Annotated in this window: 20 protein-coding genes; 4 read left to right on the top strand and 16 right to left on the bottom strand. The window is 56.4% G+C overall.

From position 1 onward, the window contains the following. Nucleotides 1–31 precede the first annotated feature (31 nt). Nucleotides 32–1,441: an L-serine ammonia-lyase gene (locus ACLI1L_RS06060; protein WP_411708307.1), complete on the top strand. Its 1,410-nt coding sequence runs from the start codon at nucleotides 32–34 to the stop codon at nucleotides 1,439–1,441. A 10-nt stretch (nucleotides 1,442–1,451) separates the two neighbouring features. Further along, complete coding sequence (locus ACLI1L_RS06055) at nucleotides 1,452–2,027, top strand: TetR/AcrR family transcriptional regulator (protein WP_411708306.1); 576 nt, start codon at nucleotides 1,452–1,454, stop codon at nucleotides 2,025–2,027. A 26-nt stretch (nucleotides 2,028–2,053) separates the two neighbouring features. Here ACLI1L_RS06055 and hisS read toward each other — a convergent pair whose 3' ends face one another. The 3 genes from hisS to tpx all read right to left on the bottom strand — a co-directional run bounded on the left by hisS (nucleotide 2,054) and on the right by tpx (nucleotide 4,566). Continuing rightward, nucleotides 2,054–3,343 carry a histidine--tRNA ligase gene (gene hisS / locus ACLI1L_RS06050; protein WP_411708305.1) on the bottom strand — a complete coding sequence of 430 codons (1,290 nt, stop codon included), beginning with the start codon at nucleotides 3,341–3,343 and terminating at the stop codon, nucleotides 2,054–2,056. A 5-nt stretch (nucleotides 3,344–3,348) separates the two neighbouring features. Continuing rightward, nucleotides 3,349–3,984, bottom strand: a complete 636-nt coding sequence (locus ACLI1L_RS06045; RefSeq protein WP_086587580.1) for an MBL fold metallo-hydrolase — start codon at nucleotides 3,982–3,984, stop codon at nucleotides 3,349–3,351. Nucleotides 3,985–4,068: 84 nt separating this feature from the next. Further along, entirely contained in the window at nucleotides 4,069–4,566 is a 498-nt protein-coding gene (gene tpx, locus ACLI1L_RS06040) for a thiol peroxidase (RefSeq protein ID WP_411708304.1), read from the bottom strand. Nucleotides 4,567–4,708: 142 nt separating this feature from the next. Here tpx and ACLI1L_RS06035 point away from each other — a divergent pair, with 142 nt between their 5' ends. Together ACLI1L_RS06035 and ACLI1L_RS06030 are read left to right on the top strand one after the other, a co-directional pair. After that, complete coding sequence (locus ACLI1L_RS06035) at nucleotides 4,709–5,569, top strand: peptidylprolyl isomerase (RefSeq protein ID WP_023021443.1); 861 nt, start codon at nucleotides 4,709–4,711, stop codon at nucleotides 5,567–5,569. 352 nt (nucleotides 5,570–5,921) lie between these two features. Then, nucleotides 5,922–6,242: a hypothetical protein gene (locus ACLI1L_RS06030; RefSeq protein WP_086587577.1), complete on the top strand. Its 321-nt coding sequence runs from the start codon at nucleotides 5,922–5,924 to the stop codon at nucleotides 6,240–6,242. Nucleotides 6,243–6,369: 127 nt separating this feature from the next. Here the strand turns inward: ACLI1L_RS06030 and ACLI1L_RS06025 are convergent, their stop codons facing one another. The 13 genes from ACLI1L_RS06025 to ACLI1L_RS05965 all read right to left on the bottom strand — a co-directional run bounded on the left by ACLI1L_RS06025 (nucleotide 6,370) and on the right by ACLI1L_RS05965 (nucleotide 21,958). Next, on the bottom strand, nucleotides 6,370–6,942 hold the full coding sequence (locus tag ACLI1L_RS06025; RefSeq protein WP_208612431.1) for a DUF421 domain-containing protein: 573 nt from the start codon (nucleotides 6,940–6,942) through the stop codon (nucleotides 6,370–6,372). Between the two features lie 97 nt (nucleotides 6,943–7,039). After that, a complete protein-coding gene (locus ACLI1L_RS06020) occupies nucleotides 7,040–9,112 on the bottom strand; it encodes a bifunctional metallophosphatase/5'-nucleotidase (RefSeq protein ID WP_086587576.1) in 2,073 nt (690 codons plus the stop codon). A gap of 188 nt (nucleotides 9,113–9,300) precedes the next feature. Continuing rightward, nucleotides 9,301–11,589: a RelA/SpoT family protein gene (locus ACLI1L_RS06015; RefSeq protein WP_411708303.1), complete on the bottom strand. Its 2,289-nt coding sequence runs from the start codon at nucleotides 11,587–11,589 to the stop codon at nucleotides 9,301–9,303. 86 nt (nucleotides 11,590–11,675) lie between these two features. Then, nucleotides 11,676–12,221, bottom strand: a complete 546-nt coding sequence (locus ACLI1L_RS06010) for an adenine phosphoribosyltransferase (protein ID WP_411708302.1) — start codon at nucleotides 12,219–12,221, stop codon at nucleotides 11,676–11,678. Between the two features lie 54 nt (nucleotides 12,222–12,275). Further along, nucleotides 12,276–13,943: an ABC transporter substrate-binding protein gene (locus ACLI1L_RS06005; protein WP_411708301.1), complete on the bottom strand. Its 1,668-nt coding sequence runs from the start codon at nucleotides 13,941–13,943 to the stop codon at nucleotides 12,276–12,278. A 53-nt stretch (nucleotides 13,944–13,996) separates the two neighbouring features. Beyond that, on the bottom strand, nucleotides 13,997–15,157 hold the full coding sequence (secF, locus tag ACLI1L_RS06000) for a protein translocase subunit SecF (protein ID WP_086587575.1): 1,161 nt from the start codon (nucleotides 15,155–15,157) through the stop codon (nucleotides 13,997–13,999). 2 nt (nucleotides 15,158–15,159) lie between these two features. Continuing rightward, the gene (gene secD / locus ACLI1L_RS05995; RefSeq protein WP_208612440.1) at nucleotides 15,160–17,052 is read right to left on the bottom strand and encodes a protein translocase subunit SecD; all 1,893 of its coding nucleotides are present in this window, start codon (nucleotides 17,050–17,052) and stop codon (nucleotides 15,160–15,162) included. Nucleotides 17,053–17,290: 238 nt separating this feature from the next. Then, nucleotides 17,291–17,653 (bottom strand): preprotein translocase subunit YajC, encoded by a 363-nt coding sequence (gene yajC / locus ACLI1L_RS05990; protein ID WP_086587573.1) that lies wholly within the window; start codon nucleotides 17,651–17,653, stop codon nucleotides 17,291–17,293. Nucleotides 17,654–17,725: 72 nt separating this feature from the next. Then, on the bottom strand, nucleotides 17,726–18,805 hold the full coding sequence (ruvB, locus tag ACLI1L_RS05985; RefSeq protein WP_316980728.1) for a Holliday junction branch migration DNA helicase RuvB: 1,080 nt from the start codon (nucleotides 18,803–18,805) through the stop codon (nucleotides 17,726–17,728). Nucleotides 18,806–18,830: 25 nt separating this feature from the next. Continuing rightward, the gene (gene ruvA, locus ACLI1L_RS05980; RefSeq protein WP_411708300.1) at nucleotides 18,831–19,448 is read right to left on the bottom strand and encodes a Holliday junction branch migration protein RuvA; all 618 of its coding nucleotides are present in this window, start codon (nucleotides 19,446–19,448) and stop codon (nucleotides 18,831–18,833) included. A gap of 33 nt (nucleotides 19,449–19,481) precedes the next feature. Further along, on the bottom strand, nucleotides 19,482–20,048 hold the full coding sequence (gene ruvC, locus ACLI1L_RS05975; protein WP_086587570.1) for a crossover junction endodeoxyribonuclease RuvC: 567 nt from the start codon (nucleotides 20,046–20,048) through the stop codon (nucleotides 19,482–19,484). A gap of 188 nt (nucleotides 20,049–20,236) precedes the next feature. Beyond that, a complete protein-coding gene (locus ACLI1L_RS05970) occupies nucleotides 20,237–20,992 on the bottom strand; it encodes a YebC/PmpR family DNA-binding transcriptional regulator (RefSeq protein ID WP_023021430.1) in 756 nt (251 codons plus the stop codon). A 93-nt stretch (nucleotides 20,993–21,085) separates the two neighbouring features. After that, entirely contained in the window at nucleotides 21,086–21,958 is an 873-nt protein-coding gene (locus ACLI1L_RS05965; protein ID WP_411708299.1) for an acyl-CoA thioesterase, read from the bottom strand. Between the last annotated feature and the right edge of the window lie 178 nt (nucleotides 21,959–22,136).

Below are 22,136 nucleotides of genomic sequence, written 5' to 3'. Positions count from 1 at the left end.
TCCACCCAGAAAGGTTCGGCACAGCTTAACTATGACAATTAGCGTCACGGACATCTTCTCCATCGGCATCGGCCCGTCCTCTTCGCACACCGTTGGGCCTATGCGCGCGGCTAAGCAATTCCTCGATTCCCTCGAGAAGCACCCGGCGAAGGTGTATACCGAGTTGCGCGGTTCCCTTTCCGCCACTGGCCGCGGGCATGCCTCCGACCGCGCTGTCATCCTCGGTCTCGCTGGCTGGGATCCACCGAGCGTGCCTATCGACGCCGAGCCGCACGCAGGTGGATTTATTCCCAGTGAAGGAACGATTTCTGGCCCCCGCGGCACGGTGGACTATGAGATCGCTTTTGATAACGAACCACTTCCTCAGCACCCCAATGGCATGATTTTTAGTGCTTGGGATGAAAGCGGCAACCTCATCGCAGAAAAAGAAGAGTACTTCTCTGTCGGCGGCGGCTTTATTCTCTCTCGCTCGGAGCTTGATGCGGAAGTCGCTGAAAGCAATGAGGTGCCCGCTGGCGTAGCCGCAGCGCAGGTTGATGACACCGTTCCTTATCATTTTACCACGGGCGAAGAATTGCTCAATCTGTGCGAAGCCCATGACAAGGCAATCTGGGAGATCGTGCTAGCCAACGAGGAGACCTTGCACCGTGACGAAGGCGGCGCCGAATTCGTGTTGCGGCACCTTGATCTGGTCTGGGACATCATGCGGGAGTGTGTGACCGAAGGCATTTCCACCAAGGGCCTACTACCGGGTGGGCTGCGTGTGCCGCGTCGCGCCCCAAAGATGTACGCCCAGTTGCTGGAAAATCAGGATGACACCAGCTGCGGTTTCTCCGCCATGGAGTGGGTCAATCTCTATGCCCTCGCGGTCAATGAGCAAAACGCGGCCGGTGGCCGCGTCATTACCGCACCTACCAATGGTGCGTGCGGCATCATTCCAGCGGTACTGCACTATGCGCGCGATTTCCGCGCAGACTTCACCCGTTCTACCGCCCGGCGCTACCTATTGACCGCCGGTGCTATCGGCATGATCATCAAAGAAAATGCGTCCATCTCCGGAGCTGAGGTGGGCTGCCAAGGCGAGGTAGGTTCCGCCTCCGCTATGGCCGCTGCGGGTATGGCAGAGCTGCTCGGCGCCACTCCGGCGCAGATAGAAAATGCCGCGGAGATCGCATTGGAGCATAACTTGGGGCTGACCTGCGACCCAGTTGGCGGATTGGTGCAGATTCCGTGCATCGAACGCAATGCCATCGGTGCGGTGAAATCCATCAATGCCGCACGCATGGCCAAGATGGGCGAAGGCACTCATCATGTGACCTTGGATAATGCAGTGCAAACTATGGCAGAGACCGGCCGCGATATGCTCTCCAAATACAAGGAAACCTCCCTGGGCGGATTGGCTAAGACCATGGGCTTTAGTGTGTCCCAGGTGGAGTGCTAAAACAGACTCCATGCGCGCAGATGCTCTTCACCGCCGCACAGCTATTATTGCCGCGGCGTGTCAGTTATTCCGATCCCACGGCGATAATGTCGCTTTGGATAAGGTAGCCGCACAAGCCGGGGTGAGTGTAGCCACCGTCTATCGCAACTTCCCTAACCGCGCGAGCCTTATCCGCGCTTGCGCAGAATATATGGGCGATGCCTTTGCGAGGTTCCAACAGCGTCTCATCGCTGACTTTGAGGCTCCTACGCATTCCGGCACTGATTATGTCCGTGCCTATGCCACCCATATCCTTACCATGGAGCTTAATACCCTTATCCCTGCCTTCATCCCTCAGGATTTGGATTCTCTGAGCCCCGAGCTAACCGCTCAGCGTGACCTCTTGGAGAGCAATGGGCGCAGGTTTATTGAGCTTGGGCAACAGCACGGCGAGATCGGCCCCGGAGTCACCCACCTCGAGTTCATTGTCGGACTCCTCAGCTTGGCACGGCCCCGCGAGGTCGATGTTGAGGCCTACCAGCCGGACCTCCAAGAAATGATTATTGATCTTTACTTGGCAGGTATTAAAAGAGGTCACCGCGCCTAAGCGCGATGCCCACCAGCTACAAAAACCTAAGCCTCGTCGTGCATTTCCCGTGTAAGGACGGAAACTAGGTCAGAGGCATTAACGTCGTGCTGCTCGTGTGCGGCTAGGTCCTTAAGCGCAACGGTGCCGTTTTCTAGCTCCTGCTCGCCCAGTACCAGAGCGAAGCGCGCGCCTGCACGGTCTGCACCCTTCATCGCGCCCTTGAGGCCACGGTCTCCAAAAGACATATCCGCGGAAATGCCGGCCTTGCGGAGATCGTTGATAAGAGTGGTCATGGTGCGCTTTGCGGAGGCACCCAGCGCCACGCCAAAGACGTCCACGCGAGAATCTACGCCTTCTAGGGTGATGCCCTCGGCTTCAAGAGCCAGCAGGGCGCGGTCGACGCCCAAGCCATAGCCGATGCCGGATAGGTCTTGGCCGCCCAGCTGGGCCATCAGGCCGTCGTAGCGTCCACCGCCACCGATACCGGACTGCGCACCAAGGCCGTCATGGACGAACTCGAAGCAGGTCTTGGTGTAGTAATCCAATCCGCGCACCATGCGCGGATTAATCTCATAAGCTACGCCCATATCATCCAACATGCCGGTGACGGTCTCGAAATGCTCGCGGCATTCCGCATTAAGGTGGTCGAGCATTAAGGGGGCATCGACAAGCTGCTCTTGGACTTCCGGACGCTTATCATCCAGCACACGCAGAGGGTTGATCTCAGCACGGTGGCGGGTCTCTTCATCCAAATCGAGTTTAAAGAGGAACTCCTGCAGCTTCTCCCGGTAAGCCGGGCGGCAATTGCGATCGCCTAAGCTGGTCAGCTCGAGGCGGAAGCCGCTAAGCCCCAGCGCGCGGAAGGAACGGTCTGCCAAAGCAATGACCTCGGCGTCTAGCGCAGGATCGTCGACACCAATTGCCTCCACACCCACCTGCTGGAGCTGGCGGTAGCGGCCGGCCTGCGGGCGTTCGTAGCGGAAGAACGGACCAAAATAGTTAAGCTTCACGGGCAGTTGGCCACGGTCCAAGTTGTGCTCAATGACAGAGCGCATCACGCCGGCAGTACCCTCTGGACGCAAGGTAACGGAGCGGTCACCGCGATCGGCGAAGGTGTACATCTCTTTAGATACCACGTCGGTGGACTCGCCTACGCCACGAGCAAAGAGCGCGGTGTCTTCAAAAATGGGCAGCTCAATGTGCTGGAAGCCGGAGAGATGTGCCTGCTCCACCATGGTCTGGCGCACCTTATAGAATGCGGCCGACTGCGGTGGGAAATAGTCTGGGACACCTTTGGGAGCGGACAGGGCTTGAAACTGCTTTTTATTACTCACGGGTATTACAGTACCTCCCTCAATGTAGCGAAGAAGGGATTGGTCGCCCTCTCCTTACGCATGGTGGTGGTGGGACCATGGCCGGGCAGAATGTCGAGGTTATCCGCCAAACTCCACACTGGGCCCGCAAGGGACTTCTGCATGGCTTTGGGATCCGAGTGCGGTAGGTCGGTGCGACCAATGGCACCGGCAAAGAGCACATCACCAGTTAAGGCAAAGTCCTCAGCGACGATCATGGTGCATCCCGGAGAATGCCCGGGCGCATGCTTCAGGCTGAAGGTATGGCCGAGGAGTTCTAGGGTTCCTCCGTCTTGTAGCTCGCGGACGTCGTTGATGGGGGTCATATGGGCGGCGTCGAAAAGCTCCTGCGCCTGGGGCGAAACACCTTCGCCGCTGGCGAGCATAAACTTGTCAGCGGGGTGAATATAAACAGGGATATCGAGCTTTTCTGCAAGGGATCCGGCGTCCCGGGTGTGGTCAATGTGGCCGTGGGTAAGCACGATAGCCTCATAGTCCAAGTCATGCTCTAGGACTTTTCCCATAGCATCCATGCCGGGATCGACGATGAAGGCGCGGCGGCCCTCCGCAATCACATAGGTATTGGTCTGAAAAGGACCGGCAGTAAAACCGAAGAGTTCCATACCCACCACCCTAGCTGCCCAGAGAATAAAGAGCCGCCCGGCCCCGTCTTCGTAGATGAATCGCGACCAGCAACGCTGTGCGGCCTAGCTCAAAATATCCCACACCTTCTCATAGTCAAGCTGGGTGACAACACCTGGAACCATTTGTGTGTGCATTACCCGGTGATTTTCATCGGCCACGACCACGGAGCGGGCAAGGAGGCCTTCCAATACGGAATCGCGAACGGTCACGCCGAACCTCTCTCCAAAGTCCGATCGAAATGCGGAGGCGGCAATGACATCAGCAATGCCTTCCGCAGCGCAAAAACGCTTGAGGGTAAAAGGCAAGTCACGAGAAACGCAAAGTAGCTTAGTGTTATCTAGCTGCGAAACCTGCTCATGGAAACGGCGCAGTTGCTCCTGGCAGGCAGGGGTTTCGATAGAGGGGAAGATGGAGATAATAAGGCGCGTGCCCGCGAAAGTCTCATTGTTAATCTGACTCAGGTCCGTACCGATGAGTTCGAATTCGGGCAGCGGGTCTCCCACTGCGGGAAGTTCACCAACGGTGGGTGTTGGCGGGTCGATAAAATCTGGTTCAACCATAGAAACCAGAGTACTTATGACTTGGCTCAATAGCCATTAACTAGCCCGATTTACGTGCCCACGCTTTCTTCGAAGTATGGAACCGCTAAACTCGGTCAGGTTGAATCATGCCACCGAAAATCACTAGAAAGGTTGACTCCCGGTGCCAAATAATAAAAAGCGCGGCGAAGAGGCGCTGAGCAAGCTCGAGCGCGAGCTAAAATCCCGCGAACGCAAGCAAAAGACACGCCCGCTGGGCGTTGTCTTCGCGTCCCTCGTAGTAATCCTCGCCTTGGTAGGCGGCATTTACTACTTGTCCACCCGCGAAGGCGACGATGAGAAGGTACAAGCTGAGGAGTCCTCCGCAGCTGAGACCTCGCAGCAGACCCCACAGGCACAGCCCATTGCAGATAAGCGTGCAAAGGCTCTGCCGGATACCGTGACCTGTAAGTACGAGGACACCGGTCAAGATTCCAATGGTGCGACTAAGCCGAATGGAAAGGATATTTCCACCAAGGGCACCGTTACCGTTTCCTTTGAAACTTCTCAGGGCACCATTGAGATGGAGATGGATCGTGCCAAGGCGCCGTGTGCCACCAACGCAATTTCTGAGTTGGCAAAGTCTGGCTACTACGACAACACCGTTTGCCACCGTATGACCTCGGGTGGTCTCAACGTCTTGCAGTGTGGCGATCCGACCGGTTCCGGTTCCGGCGGCCCTGGCTTCAGCTTCGCTGATGAGTACCCCACCGACGAAGTGGATGAGAAGGATGCCCAGAACCCCGTTATCTACCCGCGCGGCTCCGTTGCCATGGCAAATAGCGGTCCAGACACCAATGGTTCTCAGTTCTTCCTCAACTATGACGATTCTGAGTTGACCCCGAACTACACCTACTTCGCCACCATTACCGACGAAGGTATGAAGACGATGGACAAGATTGCCAAGAACGGCGTCGAAGGCGGCCAGCCAGATGGCAAGCCAGCAAAGGAAGTCAAGATCAAGAAGGCAACCGTCAAGGCCTAGGCGCTTTAAAAGCCCTGCTTGGCGACGCCTCCCCTGCCACCACCCCACACCCCCTAACGGGGGCAAGGGTTAAGCCCCGCGCATTCGTCACTTTCACAACGTACGGACGCGCTGGGGCTTTTACTTTCCTTAATTTAACCTGAGCCTGAATATGAGCCCTAAGCTGCAGAAACACTAAGCCTCTAAAATTCCCCTAGTTCACACTAGCCACAAGAGTAAACTTGCAGCACACAGCAGACTTTCAGATATTTCAGCGAGTAAACAAAAACCTACCAATACTGTTGCGGAAGCCTGTCAGCCTGTCTAGTATTTGAAACGTCTTTGAACGCACCAAGCTTGTTAGGAATCAAACATGAAGCTTTTCTCCCGCAAGGCACTCGTTGCCGGCGCAACCGCTCTGTCCGTCGCTTTCGCAGGCACCACCGTTGCTACCGCTGCTGAGCCGACCACTCCAGCGGCCTCCACCCCAGCGTCCTCCGCCCAGGACAAGAAGCCTGCCGAAGCGACCACCACCAAGACTACTGAGCCGACCGAGGAGGGTTCCTCCATCAAGGATATGGATCCTAAGGAAATCACCGCTTGGATCAGCGTTTTCACCGCTGTTATCGGCGCGCTGGGCACCCTGTTCGCCTTCGCAAACAAGTACCTCGACCTGCCTTTCGGCAACAAGTAAGGTCACCGCTTCATAGCGATTCTTAAGCCGCTGCATTCCAAAAGGGAATGCAGCGGCTTTTTCATAGGCTTTTGAGCAATCGGAAGAACTGACCGACGCTTGAGCTTTTCCAGGCTTAGGGATGCATCTAGGACTCTTTAGCGTCTTCAATGTACTCAGACCCCACCAGGTCTTTGAAAAGCTCTGGGTCGATAGATTGCCCGACTCTGATGACGGAAATATGACCCGTTGGCTCCAGGATCATAATCTGTACGTCCTGCATGCGGCTAATGCCTGCCTTGCGTGCAGCAGAATAGATATCTGACTTAGTAATATGCGCCAGGGTCAAGTTATCCTCAACCATTTTCCCGCGAAATACTAGGAGAACTGGGCGCCGGTCAAGAAAGCGAGTCCACTTCACCACTTTGCGGATAGTACCGAACGCGGCCTCTAGAGCCATCAGGGTAGTCAGGCCGATTACGCCGGCGGCCAAGGTTGGTGGATTACCCACAATGACACGGCCTGCAACCGCGCCGAACATAATGATGATGATGGCATCTGAGGCCGTCATGGAGGTAAGGACCCGGGAGCCAAATATCTTCACTAGGACCATGAAGGATAGGTAGATGCCCAAAGTGGCTAATACGACAACGGGGATACGGTGCCATTCAATGCCTAGTTGATAGGTAATTTCGCGCACAAAGAGGTCTAAAGTATCCACGGTTGATTAGGTTACCCGGCTGCTGCACGGCATACAGAAAAGGCGGAGCGATACTCCCCCGTTCAGGAAGAACCGCTCCGCCTAGCGCCGTGATGGCTTAGAGGTGGAATTGCTTGCGCAGGTCCTCAATCATCTTGCGCGCTGGGGCAGGAAGAATCTGCGGGTTCATACCCACAACCGCAACACCAGCTACCAGCGCCGCAACAATGGCAAATACTGCGCTGCCCATGGAAGAACCGTTAGAGGACAAGGAGGAACCCTTCGGCTCGGGCTTAGCACCCGGCTCCTGGGAGCTCTCGCCACTTACCTCGATAGGCAAAGTTGCCTTGGTGCCGGCGTCAGTGGTGATTTCGAGGTTTTGCTTGCCGCTGAGGTTTTCTGGAACGGTGAGCTTTACCGTTGCACGTCCGCGCTCGCCAAATTGCGCATCGCCTTCCTGGGCAGCGTTGTCGATGTCGACGGTCTGCTCAGCGTCCCCCAACTTCACGGTTGCCTTCTTTGCCATCGGCTCACCCTCGGTGGAGTAATTAAGGCTCGACAGATTGACGGTAATTTCCTTACCCGGCTTCACCTCACCTTCAACGTGGGCACCGATTTGACCTTGTCCGGTGCGGACCTCAGATTCACCCGACTTGATGTAGTCAATCATGGCCTGAGTGTCCATGTAGCCCACATCGTTTTTGTCCTTGATGGAACCAGCGTTGAAATAGCCATCGCCGCCGGCTTCTTCGTCACTGGAAGCAAGGAAGGACGACAGCGCGATGGAATAATCCTTCTTCGGGTCAATCTGTTCGCCGTTGATGGTCACGGACTTTACCCGCTCACCCTTGTTGGCCTTCTGGTCGTAGACCACCTGAACATTATTGGAAAGACCCATGGCCAGGCGTGGACGGCTGCCCTCCTGCCACTGGTTGTCCAAAGCATTGATGAACTCCTCGCCGGAAATCTTTGCGGTAATCACGGAGTTGCCAAACGGCTGCACCTCAAAGATGTCCTTGTAGGTAACGTCGCCACCCTTCAAGTCGGCACGCACACCACCGGCGTTCATCACACCGATCTCGATATCCTTGCCTACCTGCTTGCTCATGGCATAGCGTTGGCCCTCTGCGATGAAGTTATTGAGGGTGGATTCGACGCCACGGTTGGAGCCTGCTTCTGCGCCTTCGTCAGAGCCACGGAACAGGTCCTGCTTGACGTTTCCTGCAGTCTTGGAGCCTTCTACCTCGGCTTCCTTTTGTGCCTTTTCCACCACAGCTGCAATGCCAGCGTCCGGCTCGACAGCGGCAGCGTCGATGGCATCGTACTGGCTGAGTTTGATGTCGGTTACCTTCTTGGCGGACTTGTCAAAGGTAATGTCGACGTCGTTAAGCAACTTGCCATACTCATGCCCCTGCGCCCATTGCAACGGGAGTGCACCATCGCGCGGGACTTCGCCCTTGGTGCGCTGGTGAGTATCGCCGCCGAAAAGCACGTCTACGTCTTTACTGAAGCCCTCGGCATATTCTTGGGCATCCTCGTGGAAAAGGGCGACAACAACGTCCGCTTCGCCGGACTCCTTTAGCCGGGCAGCCTCTTCATTGGTTGCCTTTACTGGGTCCGTGAAGGTAACGCCCGGGATCTTGGCCGCAGATACCTTGTACTTGGTATTTTCCGTCACGGTTCCGACATAACCCACCTTGACGCCGTCTACGTCTTCAACGTGAGAAGGCTTAAGCAAGGGCTTACCGTCTTTAAGCACGTTGGCACCCAAGATGGGATACGTGGAATTCGGCTGAATGCGGTCGGTTAGATCCTCGGTACCCTTATCAAACTCGTGGTTTCCCACTGCGGATACCTTCATGCCCATCTGATTGAGGGCCTCAAGGGTGTACTTGTCATCAGAAATTGCAGATACAAAGGCAGAGCCGCCTACGTTATCACCCGACGAAGTCAGGTTGAATTCCTGACCTTTATTCACCTGCTTGATAAGGGACTGCAAACGAGCCACGCCAATTTCATCGCCAGCCTTTGCTGGGTCACCGATCTTGTCCTCCAAGTGACCGTGAATATCGGTGATATTAGTGACAGAGATGGTGGTCTTGTTTTCTTGTGCTACCGCCTGCGCGCCGGAGAGAGCTACAGCGGATACGGTAGTGGCGGCCACAAGTTGGCCGATGCGGCGAAACTGCATTGAAATACTCCTAGATTGTAGAAAGCAACAGGATAATTTATATCGCTTTACTAACCACTTGGCAGGAGAAACCAAGCTCGCTTGCTGGGACTTTACCTGGAAGAAGCCGAAAATTCATACGCTAGTAACCCGCCCGAAGCCTTCCCGTTGCCTGCCCCGCCCCACCTTGAGGGTAAGGAGAAAGCGCGCTAAGCAGTTACTCGGTAGACGTCGAAGACGCCTTCCGTATTGCGCAAGGTCGTCATTAACGTGCCCAGCTGCTTGGTGTCTGACACCGAGAACGTAAACCTAACCGTCGCAATGTGGTCATCACCCCGGTGGGAGTTCATAGTCAAAACGTTGATGTTCTCATCACTCATAACACGGGTGAGCTCTGAAAGAAGGCCTTGCCGGTCAAGGGCTTCCAATTGCAGCGTCGCAGAGAAAGCGCCGGTAGCGGAGGTCCCAGAAGACCAGGCCACCTCTAGCATGCGCTCGGGTTCTGCTTTGAGCTTTTCCGCGTTGGTGCAGTCGGCTCGGTGCACTGATACTCCGCCGCCGCGGGTTACGAAACCAAAGATGGTATCGCCTGGTACAGGCTGGCAGCATTTGGCGAGCTTGGCCATTACATCAGGGCTGCCCTCCACCAAGATGCCGGTGCCCGATGCGGAGTCCTCGGTGTGCTGGGCACGGGAATTTTCAATCTCAGACAGCGGCGTGCGCGAGGCCAAAGTGTCAATTGCATCGTCCTGGTCCCCAAACATGGCAACCAATTGATTGGCAACATGTTGCGCAGATACTTGGCCCGCGCCGATGGCGGTATACAGCGAATCGACATCAGCGTGGTGCAGCTGCTCCGCCACCTGCTTCATGGATCTGGCGGTAAACAGGCGGTGCATCGGCAGGCCGCCTCGCTGGACCTCAGTGGCTAGGGCATCTCGCCCAGCCTCCAAATGTTCTTCGCGGCGCTCTTTGGCAAACCACTGCCGCACCTTGGTCTTAGCGCGTGCAGATACCAGAAAGTCCTGCCAATCACGGGACGGGCCTGCGTTAGGGTCTTTAGAAGTAAAGATCTCAACCTTGTCACCGGATTTTAGCTTCGACTCCAGTGCTACCAGCTTGCCGTTGACCTTGGCACCGATACACCTATGCCCCACTTCGGTATGTACGGCGTAGGCAAAGTCCACCGGAGTAGAACCTGCGGGCAGATTTACTACGTCACCCTTAGGGGTAAAGGCAAAGATTTGCTTAGCGGTAAGGTCATAGCGCAGGGAGTCTAGGAACTCATTAGGGTCAGCTGCTTCCTTCTGCCAGTCCAGAAGTTGGCGCATCCAAGCCATCTGGTCCACTTCTTCTTGGTGGCCGGAGTTCTTGCCCTTGGTTTCCTTGTAACGCCAGTGAGCGGCCACGCCAAATTCGGCGTTGTAGTGCATCTCGTGGGTGCGTACCTGGACCTCCAGCGTGGCACCACCATCGCCTAGCACTGTGGTGTGCAGCGATTGATAGACGCCAAATCGCGGCGAAGAAATATAGTCCTTAAAACGTCCGGGCAGAGCTTGGTAAATCGAGTGAACCACGCCAATTGCGGCATAACAGCTATTGACATCCTCTACTAGGATGCGGATACCCACTAGGTCAAAAATCTCTGCAAAGTCGCGGCCACGTACGATCATCTTTTGGTAGATGGACCAGTAATGCTTTGGCCGGCCCATAACCTCAGCTTCAATGCCGTTTTCCTTCAATGCCGCACTGACTTGGCTAATGATCTCTTTGAGCGCGCGGTCACGCGAGGGGGCGCGGTCTGCCACCATGCGCACAATCTCGTCGTACTTTTTGGGGTACAGGATGGCAAAGGATAAGTCCTCCAACTCCCACTTCACGCTGGCCATGCCTAAGCGGTGGGCTAATGGAGCGATAACTTCGAGGGTTTGGCGCGCCTTTTTGGCCTGCTTTTCGGGCGGGAGGAACCGCATCGTACGCATATTGTGCAGGCGGTCGCTTACCTTAATGACCAAGACGCGCGGGTCAGTAGCCATGGCTACGATCATCTTTCGGATGGTTTCCGCCTCTGCGGCCGAGCCCAGCGCCACCTTATCCAGCTTCGTTACACCGTCAACCAGCCGGGCGACCTCGGGGCCAAAATCCCTGGTGAGGTCGTCTAAGGAGTAGTCCGTATCCTCCACCGTGTCGTGCAAGAGCGCTGCCACGATAGTGGTGGTGTCCATACCAATTTCCGCAGCGATCGTAGCCACGGCAAGTGGGTGGGTGATATAAGGTTCTCCAGATTTGCGGAAAACCCCTTCATGCAGACGCTCGGCGGTGTTATAAGCACGATTGAGCAGGTCAGAATCGGCCTTAGGGTGAAACTTGCGGTGGATGGACATAAGCGGGTCCAGCACCGGATTCACCCTGACTCGGCCGCCTGTAAGCGAACGGGCGAGGCGGGCCGACATACTACGCATGCCGCCGCCGGTCTGGCGCTTTACGGGTTTATCCATGGCCATTTCTACCGCCCTTCACAGTGCCACGGGCCATGTGGCCTCATGTTCGTCTAGATCGTGGGATCTAGCTTAGACACTTCATCTTAGTCTGTGGCATTTAGCACAATGAGCGGCGGGCCGGATAAACGCTCACGCCCATTGAGGCCTTTGACTTCCAGCACAACGACGTTGCCGGCAACCTCGGCACCCGCAGACTCGAGCAGAAGTTTCGCACCATGGAGGGTGCCACCGGTAGCTAGGACGTCGTCGACAAGCACTACGCGCTTGCCCTTGATGTCGACGCCGCTGGCCGGAATCTCCAGCGCTGCCGAGCCGTATTCCAGTTCATATTCCTCGGTGTATACCGGAGGAGGAAGCTTGCCCTTCTTGCGGATGGCTAGGATACCCAGGCCCATCTTGTAGGCCACGGCCGAGCCGAGGAGGAAGCCACGGGCATCTAGACCACCGATCATTTCCGCGCCCAGTTCCTCGCAGGCGGCCGCTAAGCCGTCTACGACGGTGCGAAAAGCCTCTGGGTCTGCCAAAACTGGGGTGAGATCTTCGAAGAGGATGCCCTCCTCTGGGAAGTCTTGAACGAGGCGAACCTTATCGTTGAGAGCCTGTGCTGCTGATTCGTAGTGCGAACTCATAATTTTCCTTGAGAAATACTTGCGAGAGGTCGTTAACGGCCGCTGTTGCGGGTCCTACTTCTTTTCGGTTGGAGGGGTGCTACGCCAGCGATCCATATTCCAACCGATGCCCGAGACGCCAGTGTACGGCAGGACACCTTCCACGTCGCGGCGGACGAGGAAGACACGCGGCTGCGCGGAGAGCGGAATGGACGGAATATCCTTCCACAAAGCTTCTTCTGTCTTCTTAAGCTCCGCAGAGTTCTTCATACTAGCTTCGACCGCGGAGTACTCCGTCTGGGGATCTACCGGTCCAAGGAAAGCGTCGACGGTAGGTGCCCAGGTTTCTGGATCCATTTCCAGGTAGTGCTGAGACATAAACTCCGCAGACGCATCCTCGATGGTGATTCCGGCCGGCTCACAGGATGCACGGAGCTGTTCCACCATCGCTGCGTAACGCTTATCCGGTCCTAAGTAGCCGACCTTGATGGTCGTTCCATTCAGTTTCCCCGCCTGCGCCAGATCGGTACCCTGGTGCTCCTTGCCCATCTTGTCGAGGCCGCCGGCAACCGGGTTGGTGACGGAAACGGTGCGTACATAAGCCGGTGGCACCTCTACGCCAGAGGCCGCGGAGCTAGCCTGAGCAACCGCCTGCTGATCGACGCACGCAGCGAAGCTCTCGCGGGCCCACGGCTCGGCGAATACTCCAGCCTCAGACAGCGTCAGAGTATCCGTTAGCTCGCCTGCCATTGGGGAAGCTTCATAAGAGTCCTCCCCTGACTCGCTTTGTGTGCCCTCAAGCCAGTCAGGGGTTGCGCTGGCGGCGTCGACCACTCGCAGCGCCCCCCTATCTACCAGTTTCTGCGCGTCAGCATCCGCAGGCCACACCACAACATGGTCCTCGGCTGGCGCATCACCAAAGTATTTTTCATTCGCTTTGAGGATAACCTCGCCCTCATCGCCTACCTTGTCGATGACATAAGGGCCAAAGGACACTTGCAGTTTTGGATCGAGTTGATCCTTTGCCACGGAAAAGCCATACCGCCATGCCTGGGTAACTGGATCTAGCGCCTGCATATCTTCTGCTGCCAGCGCCGCATTAAGCTCCTCTAGGCTCAACCCAGCCTTTTCTGCCAGCGCATGGGCGGGCATGACCGTTCCGGCGCCAAACATATGGCGCCAGCGCTGCCCCTGATCCTTATTAAAGGTCAACGTAAACGATTTGCTGTGGGGTTCGCAGCTGAAATTCGCAATGTCATTCATCAGCGGCATATGGGAGGCAAATTCAGCCGGATGGGTGCCGGCAACGTAAGTCAAAAAGTAATCATCACAGGTCACGGGAGTGCCATCGGAGAAGACGGCATCCTCGGCCAAGGTCAGCTGGACGCTGCGCTGGTCGCTGCCCTCAGCGGGCGGGAGCTCTTCCGTTTCTACTAGGTCTGCATTGGGGATCAATTCGCCCGCGGGACCAGGTACGAAAAGGCCAGGATATAGGCGCGTGGACAAGAGTCCGGCGGAGCTGGCAGAACCAAAGGAGGTGCCTGCGTTGGTAGTGGCCAGACGGGAATTTACCTGGTACCCAAAGTATCCATAGGATTCTGGTTCCTGGGGCGTAACCGAAGAATCATCCTCGCCACCCTGCCCGCTGCAGGCAGAAGCAGCCAGGGCGAGTGCGGATACGCATGAAGCAAGGGCCTGCCTCCCCCAATGACGTCCTCCAGAACTGCTCTTTTCCTTAAGCATGGTTGTGTGCCCTCACTTCAGCTAGCGATCCGCCTGAATTTTACTACCGGAAGTTACCTGCCTGGCCGCCACGTTGCGCCAGGGTGTCCGGTGGACTCCGCCGATTCGGCCTCATTGCCAGCCGGGGTGGACTGAGCACTTACTGGCGAAACCACGGTGCGCCCCGCTGCGGGTGCGTCATCTTCTGCAGCACCCTTCTCATCCTTACCAGCACGGTAGTCCGTTACGCGCTTATTGTGGCGCTTTATCTTCTTAGACATATTGGCGAAGGTGACAACCAATGGCGTAGCAAAGAAGATGGAGGAGAAAATACCCTCAACCACACCGATGAGCTGGATGAGTGCCAAATCGCGCAGAGTACCGATGCCCATGAGCCATACGGCCACCACGAAGAGCGCGATAATCGGCAGCGCAGAAATCACCGAGGTAGAAATCGAGCGCATGACCGTCTGGTTAATCGCCAGGTTCGTCAGCTCAGCAAAGGTCTTCTTGCGCTGGCCCTCCAGGCCTTCCGTGTTCTCGTTGATCTTGTCAAAGACGATGACCGAGTCATACATGGAGAAGGTGAGGACGGTAAGCAGACCGATGATGACAGCAGGGGAAACCTGGAATCCGAAGAGCGCATAAATGCCGGCAATAATCACGCCGTCTGCAATCAGGGCGATGATAGCGGCAAAAGCCATGTTCTTCTGCAAGCGAATGGCCACATAAACGGTGGCAGCTACCAAGAAGACCAGCATGGCGATAAGCATGCGCTGGGTAATGGCAGAACCCCAGGACTCAGATACCGTGGACGAACCGATGGCATCCGGAGTGGCCTTACCTTCTTCATCCTTCGGCTTAAAGTCCTCGTAGATAGCGGTACGAGCCGCATTCACCTCTTCTTGGCTGAGGCGTTCGGAGACAATCTCCAAGGTCTCGGAGTTGCCGGAGCCTACGATATGTACCTGCTCGGGTTCTACACCGGTGGAATCTTCAAAGACGCGTCCTACTTCTTCTTCCTTAAGGTCCCCTGCCGGCATGGACAGCGTGGTGCCGCCTTCGAAGTCAATCGAGAGGCTGAAGCCGCGAATTAGGATTGCGGCCACGGCCGCCACGATCAGCGCGGCGGTGAGGCCGTACCACAGCTTGGTGCGGCCAATGAAGTCATAACCGCGCTCATCCTCGTAGAGGCGGTCCATTCGGGAAATCTTGTGCTTAGTCGAAACAGCCATGCTTATTTCTCCTCATCTTCCGCAGCATCAACGGGACGTGCGGTTCCTGCGGCAGTATGTGCTGCCGTTTCTGTGGTGGCTGCCTCCTTGGTTGCGGAGGTTTTAGTGGAGCCTGCTTTGCGATGCCCCGAGCCGAAATAGCCGCGTTCACGACGCTCTTCCACCAAGGCGTAGATACCGCCAAGGCCGTTCATCGAAGGCTTGGCTGCAGCTGGACGGCGGCCCACCAACTGCATCAGTGGTGCCATGACCAAGAAGGATACGACAAGGTCGAAGACCGTGGTCAGGCCCATGGTAAAGGCGAAGCCCTTAACCTCACCGATGGCGAGGAAGTAGACCACTACGGAGCCGATGAGGGTCACCGCGTTACCGGTCACGATGGTCGCACGAGCACGCTCCCACGCCTTTTGCGTAGCGGAGCGGAAAGTGCGTCCCTCTAGCAGCTCATCCTTGATGCGTTCGTAGTAGACCACGAAGGAGTCAGCCGTTGCACCCACACCGATGACCAGACCGGCAATACCGGAGAGATCCAGTGAGTAGCCGATCCAACGACCCAGCAGCACCAAGGCACCATAGGTCAACAGGCCAGAAGAAATGAGGAAGACGAGGGAGACGCCGGCCAGTGCGCGGAAATAATACAGCGAATAAGCCATCACGAGTACCAAGCCGACTAGGCCCGCGATAAGGCCGGCCTGCAGGGCGGCCTTACCCAGTGTCGGCGGAATGGACTCAATGGTACCGCCCGGCTCGCCATTTTCACCGGCGAAGGACAGCGGCAGTGCGCCATACTTCAAGTTATTGGCCAGGTTCTGTGCTTCCTCCTGGCTGAAATCACCAGTAATAGAGGTTGCGGAGCCAACTGGAGTTGCGCCCTGGATCACCGGTGCAGAGATAACTGCGGAGTCAAGGGTAATGGCGACTTGGTCGTTGAGGTGTTCCTTGGTGAGGTCCGCCCACGTCTGGGAACCATTTGGTCCATCTCCGGTCTTGAAAGAGAAGTTGATCTCCATTTGGCCGGTTTTGTTGTTCATACCGCCTTCGATAGGACCATTGGTATTGATCTCATTGCCGGTTAGGCGGGTGCCATTTTCATCCTTGATGCCGTTAAGAAGTGGCGCGGGCTCGAGGACGTACGGGTTGCCCTTGGAATAATCACAGGTAACAAATGGCTTAGCCGGATCGTCCGCGCCAGCCAGCGGATCGGTATCGCCCTGACAGGTCATCAGCATCGAAGCTGCGGCTTGGGTCGTCGGATCCTCGGACTGGCGGTCCTTGAGCAACATCTCCGTGATTTCATCACGGCGCTTCGACTGCTCAATGGAGTTGCTTGGCTTATCTAGGGGCTTAGCGCTGACCTTTGGAGCCTTCTTCTCCTTTGGCTTCTGTCCGGTCATCTGCGCTTCCTGCGCAGAGATGGCCTTGACGCCTTGATCCATCTGCTTGTTCGCTTCGTCTGCGCTTAGCACGCCATACTTTACCCAGCGGTTGGCCATGTCTTCTAGCTCCTTATTGAGCTTGCCCATATCCGGCATGGATGGCTTAGCCACTGGGCGGAAGAAGAGCTGCGAGGTCTTACCTACGGCCTGTGCTTGGGAAGCGTCCTCTCCTGGCACGGTAATAACCAGGGTATTGCCGTTAATGACAACCTCAGAGCCAGAAACGCCCATACCATTGACACGCTGTTCCAAGATGGTGCGTGCTTGTTTGAGCTGGTCCTGAGTGGGTTCCTCGCCTTGCGGAGCAAGCGTTACGCGAGTACCGCCTTGCAGGTCAATGCCGAGCTTCGGCGTACTTTGACGGCTACCAGTAAGAAAGATAAGCGCATAGATAACAACCACAATGAGAACGAATAACGCGATAGCGCGCTTCGGCCATTGGCGTTGGCTATTTTTCATAGCGCCACGGGATGATGCGGACAACGATAATCTCCTGTGCTGCTTATAACAGGGTGTTTAGACAATAAATACGGCCCGACCGGATGGCGCAGGCACGTCAACAACGCACCATCGTACGTCATGAGACGGAATTTTCCTTAACGAGGGCCAGATAAGGCCCAAAGTGTGATGGGGTCTACGCTCCACAAAGTTCCCACCACCTAGCAAACGTTAAGATAATTCTCAGGGAGAGGCGGGTTTATTTCTTCTCCTCGCCGTCGAACGGAGGGATATTCTCATCAGGCAGGTTATCTTCCGTATCGCCTTGTGCTTCCCCAGCAGCCGCAGGGCGCTCGAGCTCATTGGCCTCCTGCTCGGTGCGAATCACGGCCATCTTGTCAAAAGTAACCACCACTCCTGGGGCAATTTCTAGATCCACATTCTTGTCACTGGTGCTACGCACCACGCCGTGTACACCGCCCGCGGTAACGATGGAATCGCCCGGCTTGAGGGAGTTTTGTAGGGCCTGCATATCATTTTGGCGCTGGCGCTGCTTTCGCATGGCCATGAAGGAGGGAATGACGAACAGGATGCCAATAATAATGAGAATGATGATTTCCATAGCTCCCTAGTGTGCCAGACGGAAGTGGACACAAAAACCAGAATGCTTAACCAAGTAGGCTGGAGCCTCGAATTAAAACAGGCCGGCTGCCCCCTCAGGAGGAGTTAGCCCCAAGTGCCGCCACGCAGCAGCGGTAGCTACGCGGCCGCGTCCTGTTCGCGCAATCATCCCGGCACGCACCAAATAGGGCTCACACACCTCTTCCACCGTCGAGGGCTCCTCGCCCACCGCAATGGCAAGGGTGCTCACGCCGACCGGTCCGCCGCCGTGCCCCTTAATCAAGGCATCGAGTACCGCCCGGTCCAAGCGGTCAAGCCCCATATCATCCACGTCGAAGACCTCGAGCGCCCCTTGGGCCGCACTAAGATCAATCAAACCCGTACCGTTGACCTCGGCATAGTCGCGAACGCGGCGCAAGAGACGGTTAGCAATACGCGGGGTGCCACGCGAACGAGAACCAATTTCTACCGCTGCATCATGGTCAATATCTACGTCTAAGATGTGCGCCGCACGTTTAATCACCTGAGTTAAGTCAGCCGTGTCGTAGTACTCCATTTGCGCAGTAAAGCCGAATCGATCACGCAGGGGGCCAGTAAGCATGCCGGCGCGTGTTGTAGCCCCTACCAGGGTAAAAGGCGGGATTTCCAGCGGAATGGAGGTAGCCCCAGGCCCCTTGCCCACGATGACGTCAATACGGAAATCTTCCATTGCCATATACAGCATTTCTTCTGCTGGCCGGGCAATGCGATGGATTTCATCAATAAAAAGAACGTCACCTTCCATCAAATTTGAAAGCATCGCGGCCAAATCGCCGGCGCGCTCCAAAGCCGGCCCAGAGGTCATACGCAGCGAAGTCCCCAACTCCTGGGAGATAATCATCGCCATGGTGGTCTTACCCAGGCCAGGCGGGCCAGAGAGCAGAACGTGGTCCGGCGTAACTCCACGATTCTTAGCGCCTTTGATCACCAAGGAAAGCTGCTCGCGCACCTTGGGCTGGCCTATAAACTCATCCAGCGACTTCGGGCGCAATGACCGCTCAATATCATGTTCCTCGGAGTGTGCGGTCGCTTCGACGTCGCTATTGCGCTGCGAAGAATGCGCCGCGTCGACGCCGTCGGGGAGGTTAAATTCGGTGCGCTCAATATCGGACATGGTTGTTCAGCCTTCCTGCCTGCCGTTACTTTTTCTTGCCCAGCTGCGCTAGGGCCGCACGCAAGAGGGAAGACGTATCGGCATCAGGGTTCTCCGCGTATGCCGCTTCCACCACAGGCCGCGCCCCCTTATCAGTAAACCCAAGACCGATGAGCGCCTCCGTCACGCTTTCTACCACGGCTCCGCCGACTGGGGCGACTGCGGTATCGCCGGCACCTGCAGTAGAGGGCTCGCTTGGCGCAAAGACCGCCACCTTATCTTTCAGCTCCAATGCTAAGCGCTGAGCCATACGCTTGCCGACGCCCGGGATAGATTGCAGCGCCTTCACGTCTTCCGCACCAATTGCAGCTGCGAGCTCTCCAGCGCCCATGACCGAAAGCGCCGCCAAGGCAAGCTTTGGTCCGAGCCCCGACACGGATTGCAGAACTTGGAACATCTCGCGGTCTTCATCAGCGCTAAAGCCATAAAGAGTCAGGGAGTCTTCCTTGACCACCAAGCTGGTGAGAACCGTAGCTGGTTCCCCGCGGCGCAAAGTGCCCAGCGTTTTTGGGGTGGCCAAGAACTTATATCCCACACCCGCACAATCGATGACCCCATGGTCGAGTCCAATATGGATTACCTCTCCACGCAGTGCAGCAATCATCGGCTTCCTATCCTTTTCTCTCAGTAAATTTCTCTACCGCTTCTTAGCTTGTCCGCGCACGCCACTTGTCTTGGCCCCAAGCCCAAGACCATTCCGGTCCATCCGCGCAATAGCAGGGGCACGCCAACAATGACATACCGCCAGGGCAAGTGCATCGGCGGCGTCGGCAGGCTTGGGCGGCTCCGTCAACCCCAGAATACGGGTGATCATGGTGGTCATCTGCTTTTTATCGGCGCGCCCATTTCCAGAGATTGCCTTTTTTACCTCGGATGGGGTGTACATATACACCGGAATGTCGCGCTCAGCTGCAGCCAGCACCAACACCCCTACCACGTGGGCAGTTTGCATGACCGTGGAGACCTGGCCTCGTTCGAAGACGCGCTCGATCGCTACTACATCCGGCGTATAGTCATCCATCCATTCTTTCGCTGCCACTGAAAGACGCAGGAGGCGCTCCGTTAAGTCTTTATCGCTAGGGGTACGAACCACGCCTACAGAAACCGGGAGGATTGCTCGGCCGCGACCAGCTTGAACCACGGAAAGTCCGCAACGCGTCAAGCCTGGGTCAATCCCCATCACGCGCATTCCTTCTAGGTTCATCTCTCCCCCATTGTCATGTCAGCGCCTTATCGCACCGCCTACTGCCCCCATTATGGACTACACACAGGTGTTCTACAAACGTAGTAGTCCACCCCACCATAGCGAAGCGCCGGCAGCGCCTCCGGCGAGCAATTCTCGCGGAGCGCTCCCGGCGCTACATAGCCGCCGCTATTGCGGCGAAGACGTGATTAACCCTCGTTCAACTCGGCTAGTACCTCATCGGACAGGTCCATGTTGGTGTAGACGTTTTGCACGTCATCGGAGTCTTCCAAAGCATCAATGAGGCGGAAAATCTTCTTGGCATCGTTGGCATCAAGGGGCACCTCAACAGAAGCGCGGAAGTCATTATCAGAGTCATCGACCTCAATATCGGCTTCCTTGAGCGCGTCCTTAACGGCCTGCACATCCGTCGGGGCGCAGACGATCTCAAACTTCTCGCCTTGGTCCTTTACCTCTTCCGCGCCAGCTTCTAGCACGGCCATCAAAACATCGTCTTCCGTCAGCTCGCCCTTTTCTATTAGGACGTAGCCGGTACGGGTGAACATATAGGCCACGGAGCCGGATTCGCCCAAGTTGCCGCCGTTTTTAGACATAGCGGTACGCACGTCGGTCGCCGCACGGTTGCGGTTATCCGTAAGGCACTCAATGAGCATGGCCACACCGTTGGGGCCATAGCCTTCATACATGATGGTTTCCCAGTCGGCGCCACCGGCTTCCTCACCGGATCCACGCTTGCGAGCACGCTCAATATTGTCGTTGGGGACGGAGGCCTTCTTGGCCTTCTTGATCATGTCATCAAGGGTAGGGTTAGCCGCTGGGTCACCACCGCCGGTACGGGCCGCCACTTCGATATTCTTGATTAGCTTGGCAAATTCCTTGCCACGCTTTGCATCGTTGGCAGCCTTCTTATGCTTGGTAGTTGCCCATTTCGAGTGGCCTGACATGTAGTCCCTTTCTAATCGGGTGCTGAAACTGGTGGCAATTATACGTGTGCTGCATGAATGCGTGAAAGCGACCCCCTTATAAGCGGGGCATATTTACACATTGTGCCAATTGCCATGGGCTGAGCCACTGCCCAGCTTTTCATCCAAGAAGCGCGTGAGGCCCTCTTGATTGACCAACGCCACCAATTCGCCCTCCTCCGTAAAGAGCTTGCCGCGCGCAATTGCCGTTCCTTGAAATGCTGAGGGTGATACTTGCTCATATAAGAGCCATTCATCCACGCGAATAGGACGCAGGAACCAAATGGCATGGTCGAGGCTGGCCAACTGCACTTTCTCTCCTTGATGCGGAAGGAGCGCGGAGCGGATGAGAGTCATATCCGACATGTAGGTCAGCGCGGCGCGGTGGAAAGCCGGATCCTGCGGAAGCTCACCGGTATTGCGAAACCAGATATGACGAAATCCTGCACCGGTGCGTTCCGCTGCCACAGGGTCTCGGCCTTCCTCTGGCACCAAGCGGATATCCCATTCCTCCCACTCTTTAAGGATGATGCGGGTGGAGTAAGGCGCACCGCCACCGGAACGAGCTGTATCTTCGGGCCCAGGTACCTCCGGCATGGGATCTTGGTGCTGTGGGCCGCAGTCCCCATTGCGATGGAAGCTCGCCATGGCAGAGAAAAGTAGTGCGTCGCCTTGGTAGGCGCGTACCTGCCGGTTGGCAAAAGAACTGCCGTCCCGAATGCGCTCGACCCGCAACTCAATCGGCCAGCTCGCGTCACCAGGGCTCACAAAATAGCCATGCAGGGAATGGACCTCTTTCCCGGAAACGGTGCGTTGGGCTGCGGCTACTGCTTGGCCGGCAATATGCCCGCCAAAGGTACGCTCAATCCGCGACTCCACAGCCGGGCTTCTAAAGACATCGTCCGTTCCCGTTTCCTCTATGTCCAAAATCTCGCGGATGGCAGCCATCTCCACACTCCCAATGTCCTAAATCACTACCGCTAGCAATTGTCGTCCACACTACTAAAAGGTCGAGCCGCCGATTCCTTTTCTCATTATCTCTCCCCCATTTTTGGCATAAGTGGAAGAATTTTCTAGAAGAAACTATGTCCGCCACCGAAGTGAACACTCTTTGAATAAAGTCTTT

The organism is Corynebacterium sp. LaCa117, from assembly GCF_046717765.1.
Taxonomy (GTDB): domain Bacteria; phylum Actinomycetota; class Actinomycetes; order Mycobacteriales; family Mycobacteriaceae; genus Corynebacterium; species Corynebacterium kefirresidentii.
Note: the sequence above shows the minus strand (reverse complement) of the source record. Positions and strands in the feature narration are given on the sequence as shown.

Bases quoted from the DNA above. Each gene is read 5' to 3' on its own strand.
- ACLI1L_RS06060 (WP_411708307.1), top strand. From the start codon at position 32: ATGACAATTAGCGTCACGGACATCTTCTCCATCGGCATCGGCCCGTCC.
- ACLI1L_RS06055 (WP_411708306.1), top strand. From the start codon at position 1,452: ATGCGCGCAGATGCTCTTCACCGCCGCACAGCTATTATTGCCGCGGCG.
- ACLI1L_RS06045 (WP_086587580.1), bottom strand. From the start codon at position 3,984: ATGGAACTCTTCGGTTTTACTGCCGGTCCTTTTCAGACCAATACCTAT.
- tpx (WP_411708304.1), bottom strand. From the start codon at position 4,566: ATGGTTGAACCAGATTTTATCGACCCGCCAACACCCACCGTTGGTGAA.
- ACLI1L_RS06030 (WP_086587577.1), top strand. From the start codon at position 5,922: ATGAAGCTTTTCTCCCGCAAGGCACTCGTTGCCGGCGCAACCGCTCTG.
- ACLI1L_RS06020 (WP_086587576.1), bottom strand. From the start codon at position 9,112: ATGCAGTTTCGCCGCATCGGCCAACTTGTGGCCGCCACTACCGTATCC.
- ACLI1L_RS06015 (WP_411708303.1), bottom strand. From the start codon at position 11,589: ATGGATAAACCCGTAAAGCGCCAGACCGGCGGCGGCATGCGTAGTATG.
- ACLI1L_RS06010 (WP_411708302.1), bottom strand. From the start codon at position 12,221: ATGAGTTCGCACTACGAATCAGCAGCACAGGCTCTCAACGATAAGGTT.
- ACLI1L_RS06005 (WP_411708301.1), bottom strand. From the start codon at position 13,943: ATGCTTAAGGAAAAGAGCAGTTCTGGAGGACGTCATTGGGGGAGGCAG.
- secF (WP_086587575.1), bottom strand. From the start codon at position 15,157: ATGGCTGTTTCGACTAAGCACAAGATTTCCCGAATGGACCGCCTCTAC.
- secD (WP_208612440.1), bottom strand. From the start codon at position 17,052: ATGAAAAATAGCCAACGCCAATGGCCGAAGCGCGCTATCGCGTTATTC.
- yajC (WP_086587573.1), bottom strand. From the start codon at position 17,653: ATGGAAATCATCATTCTCATTATTATTGGCATCCTGTTCGTCATTCCC.
- ruvB (WP_316980728.1), bottom strand. From the start codon at position 18,805: ATGTCCGATATTGAGCGCACCGAATTTAACCTCCCCGACGGCGTCGAC.
- ruvA (WP_411708300.1), bottom strand. From the start codon at position 19,448: ATGATTGCTGCACTGCGTGGAGAGGTAATCCATATTGGACTCGACCAT.
- ruvC (WP_086587570.1), bottom strand. From the start codon at position 20,048: ATGAACCTAGAAGGAATGCGCGTGATGGGGATTGACCCAGGCTTGACG.
- ACLI1L_RS05970 (WP_023021430.1), bottom strand. From the start codon at position 20,992: ATGTCAGGCCACTCGAAATGGGCAACTACCAAGCATAAGAAGGCTGCC.
- ACLI1L_RS05965 (WP_411708299.1), bottom strand. From the start codon at position 21,958: ATGGCTGCCATCCGCGAGATTTTGGACATAGAGGAAACGGGAACGGAC.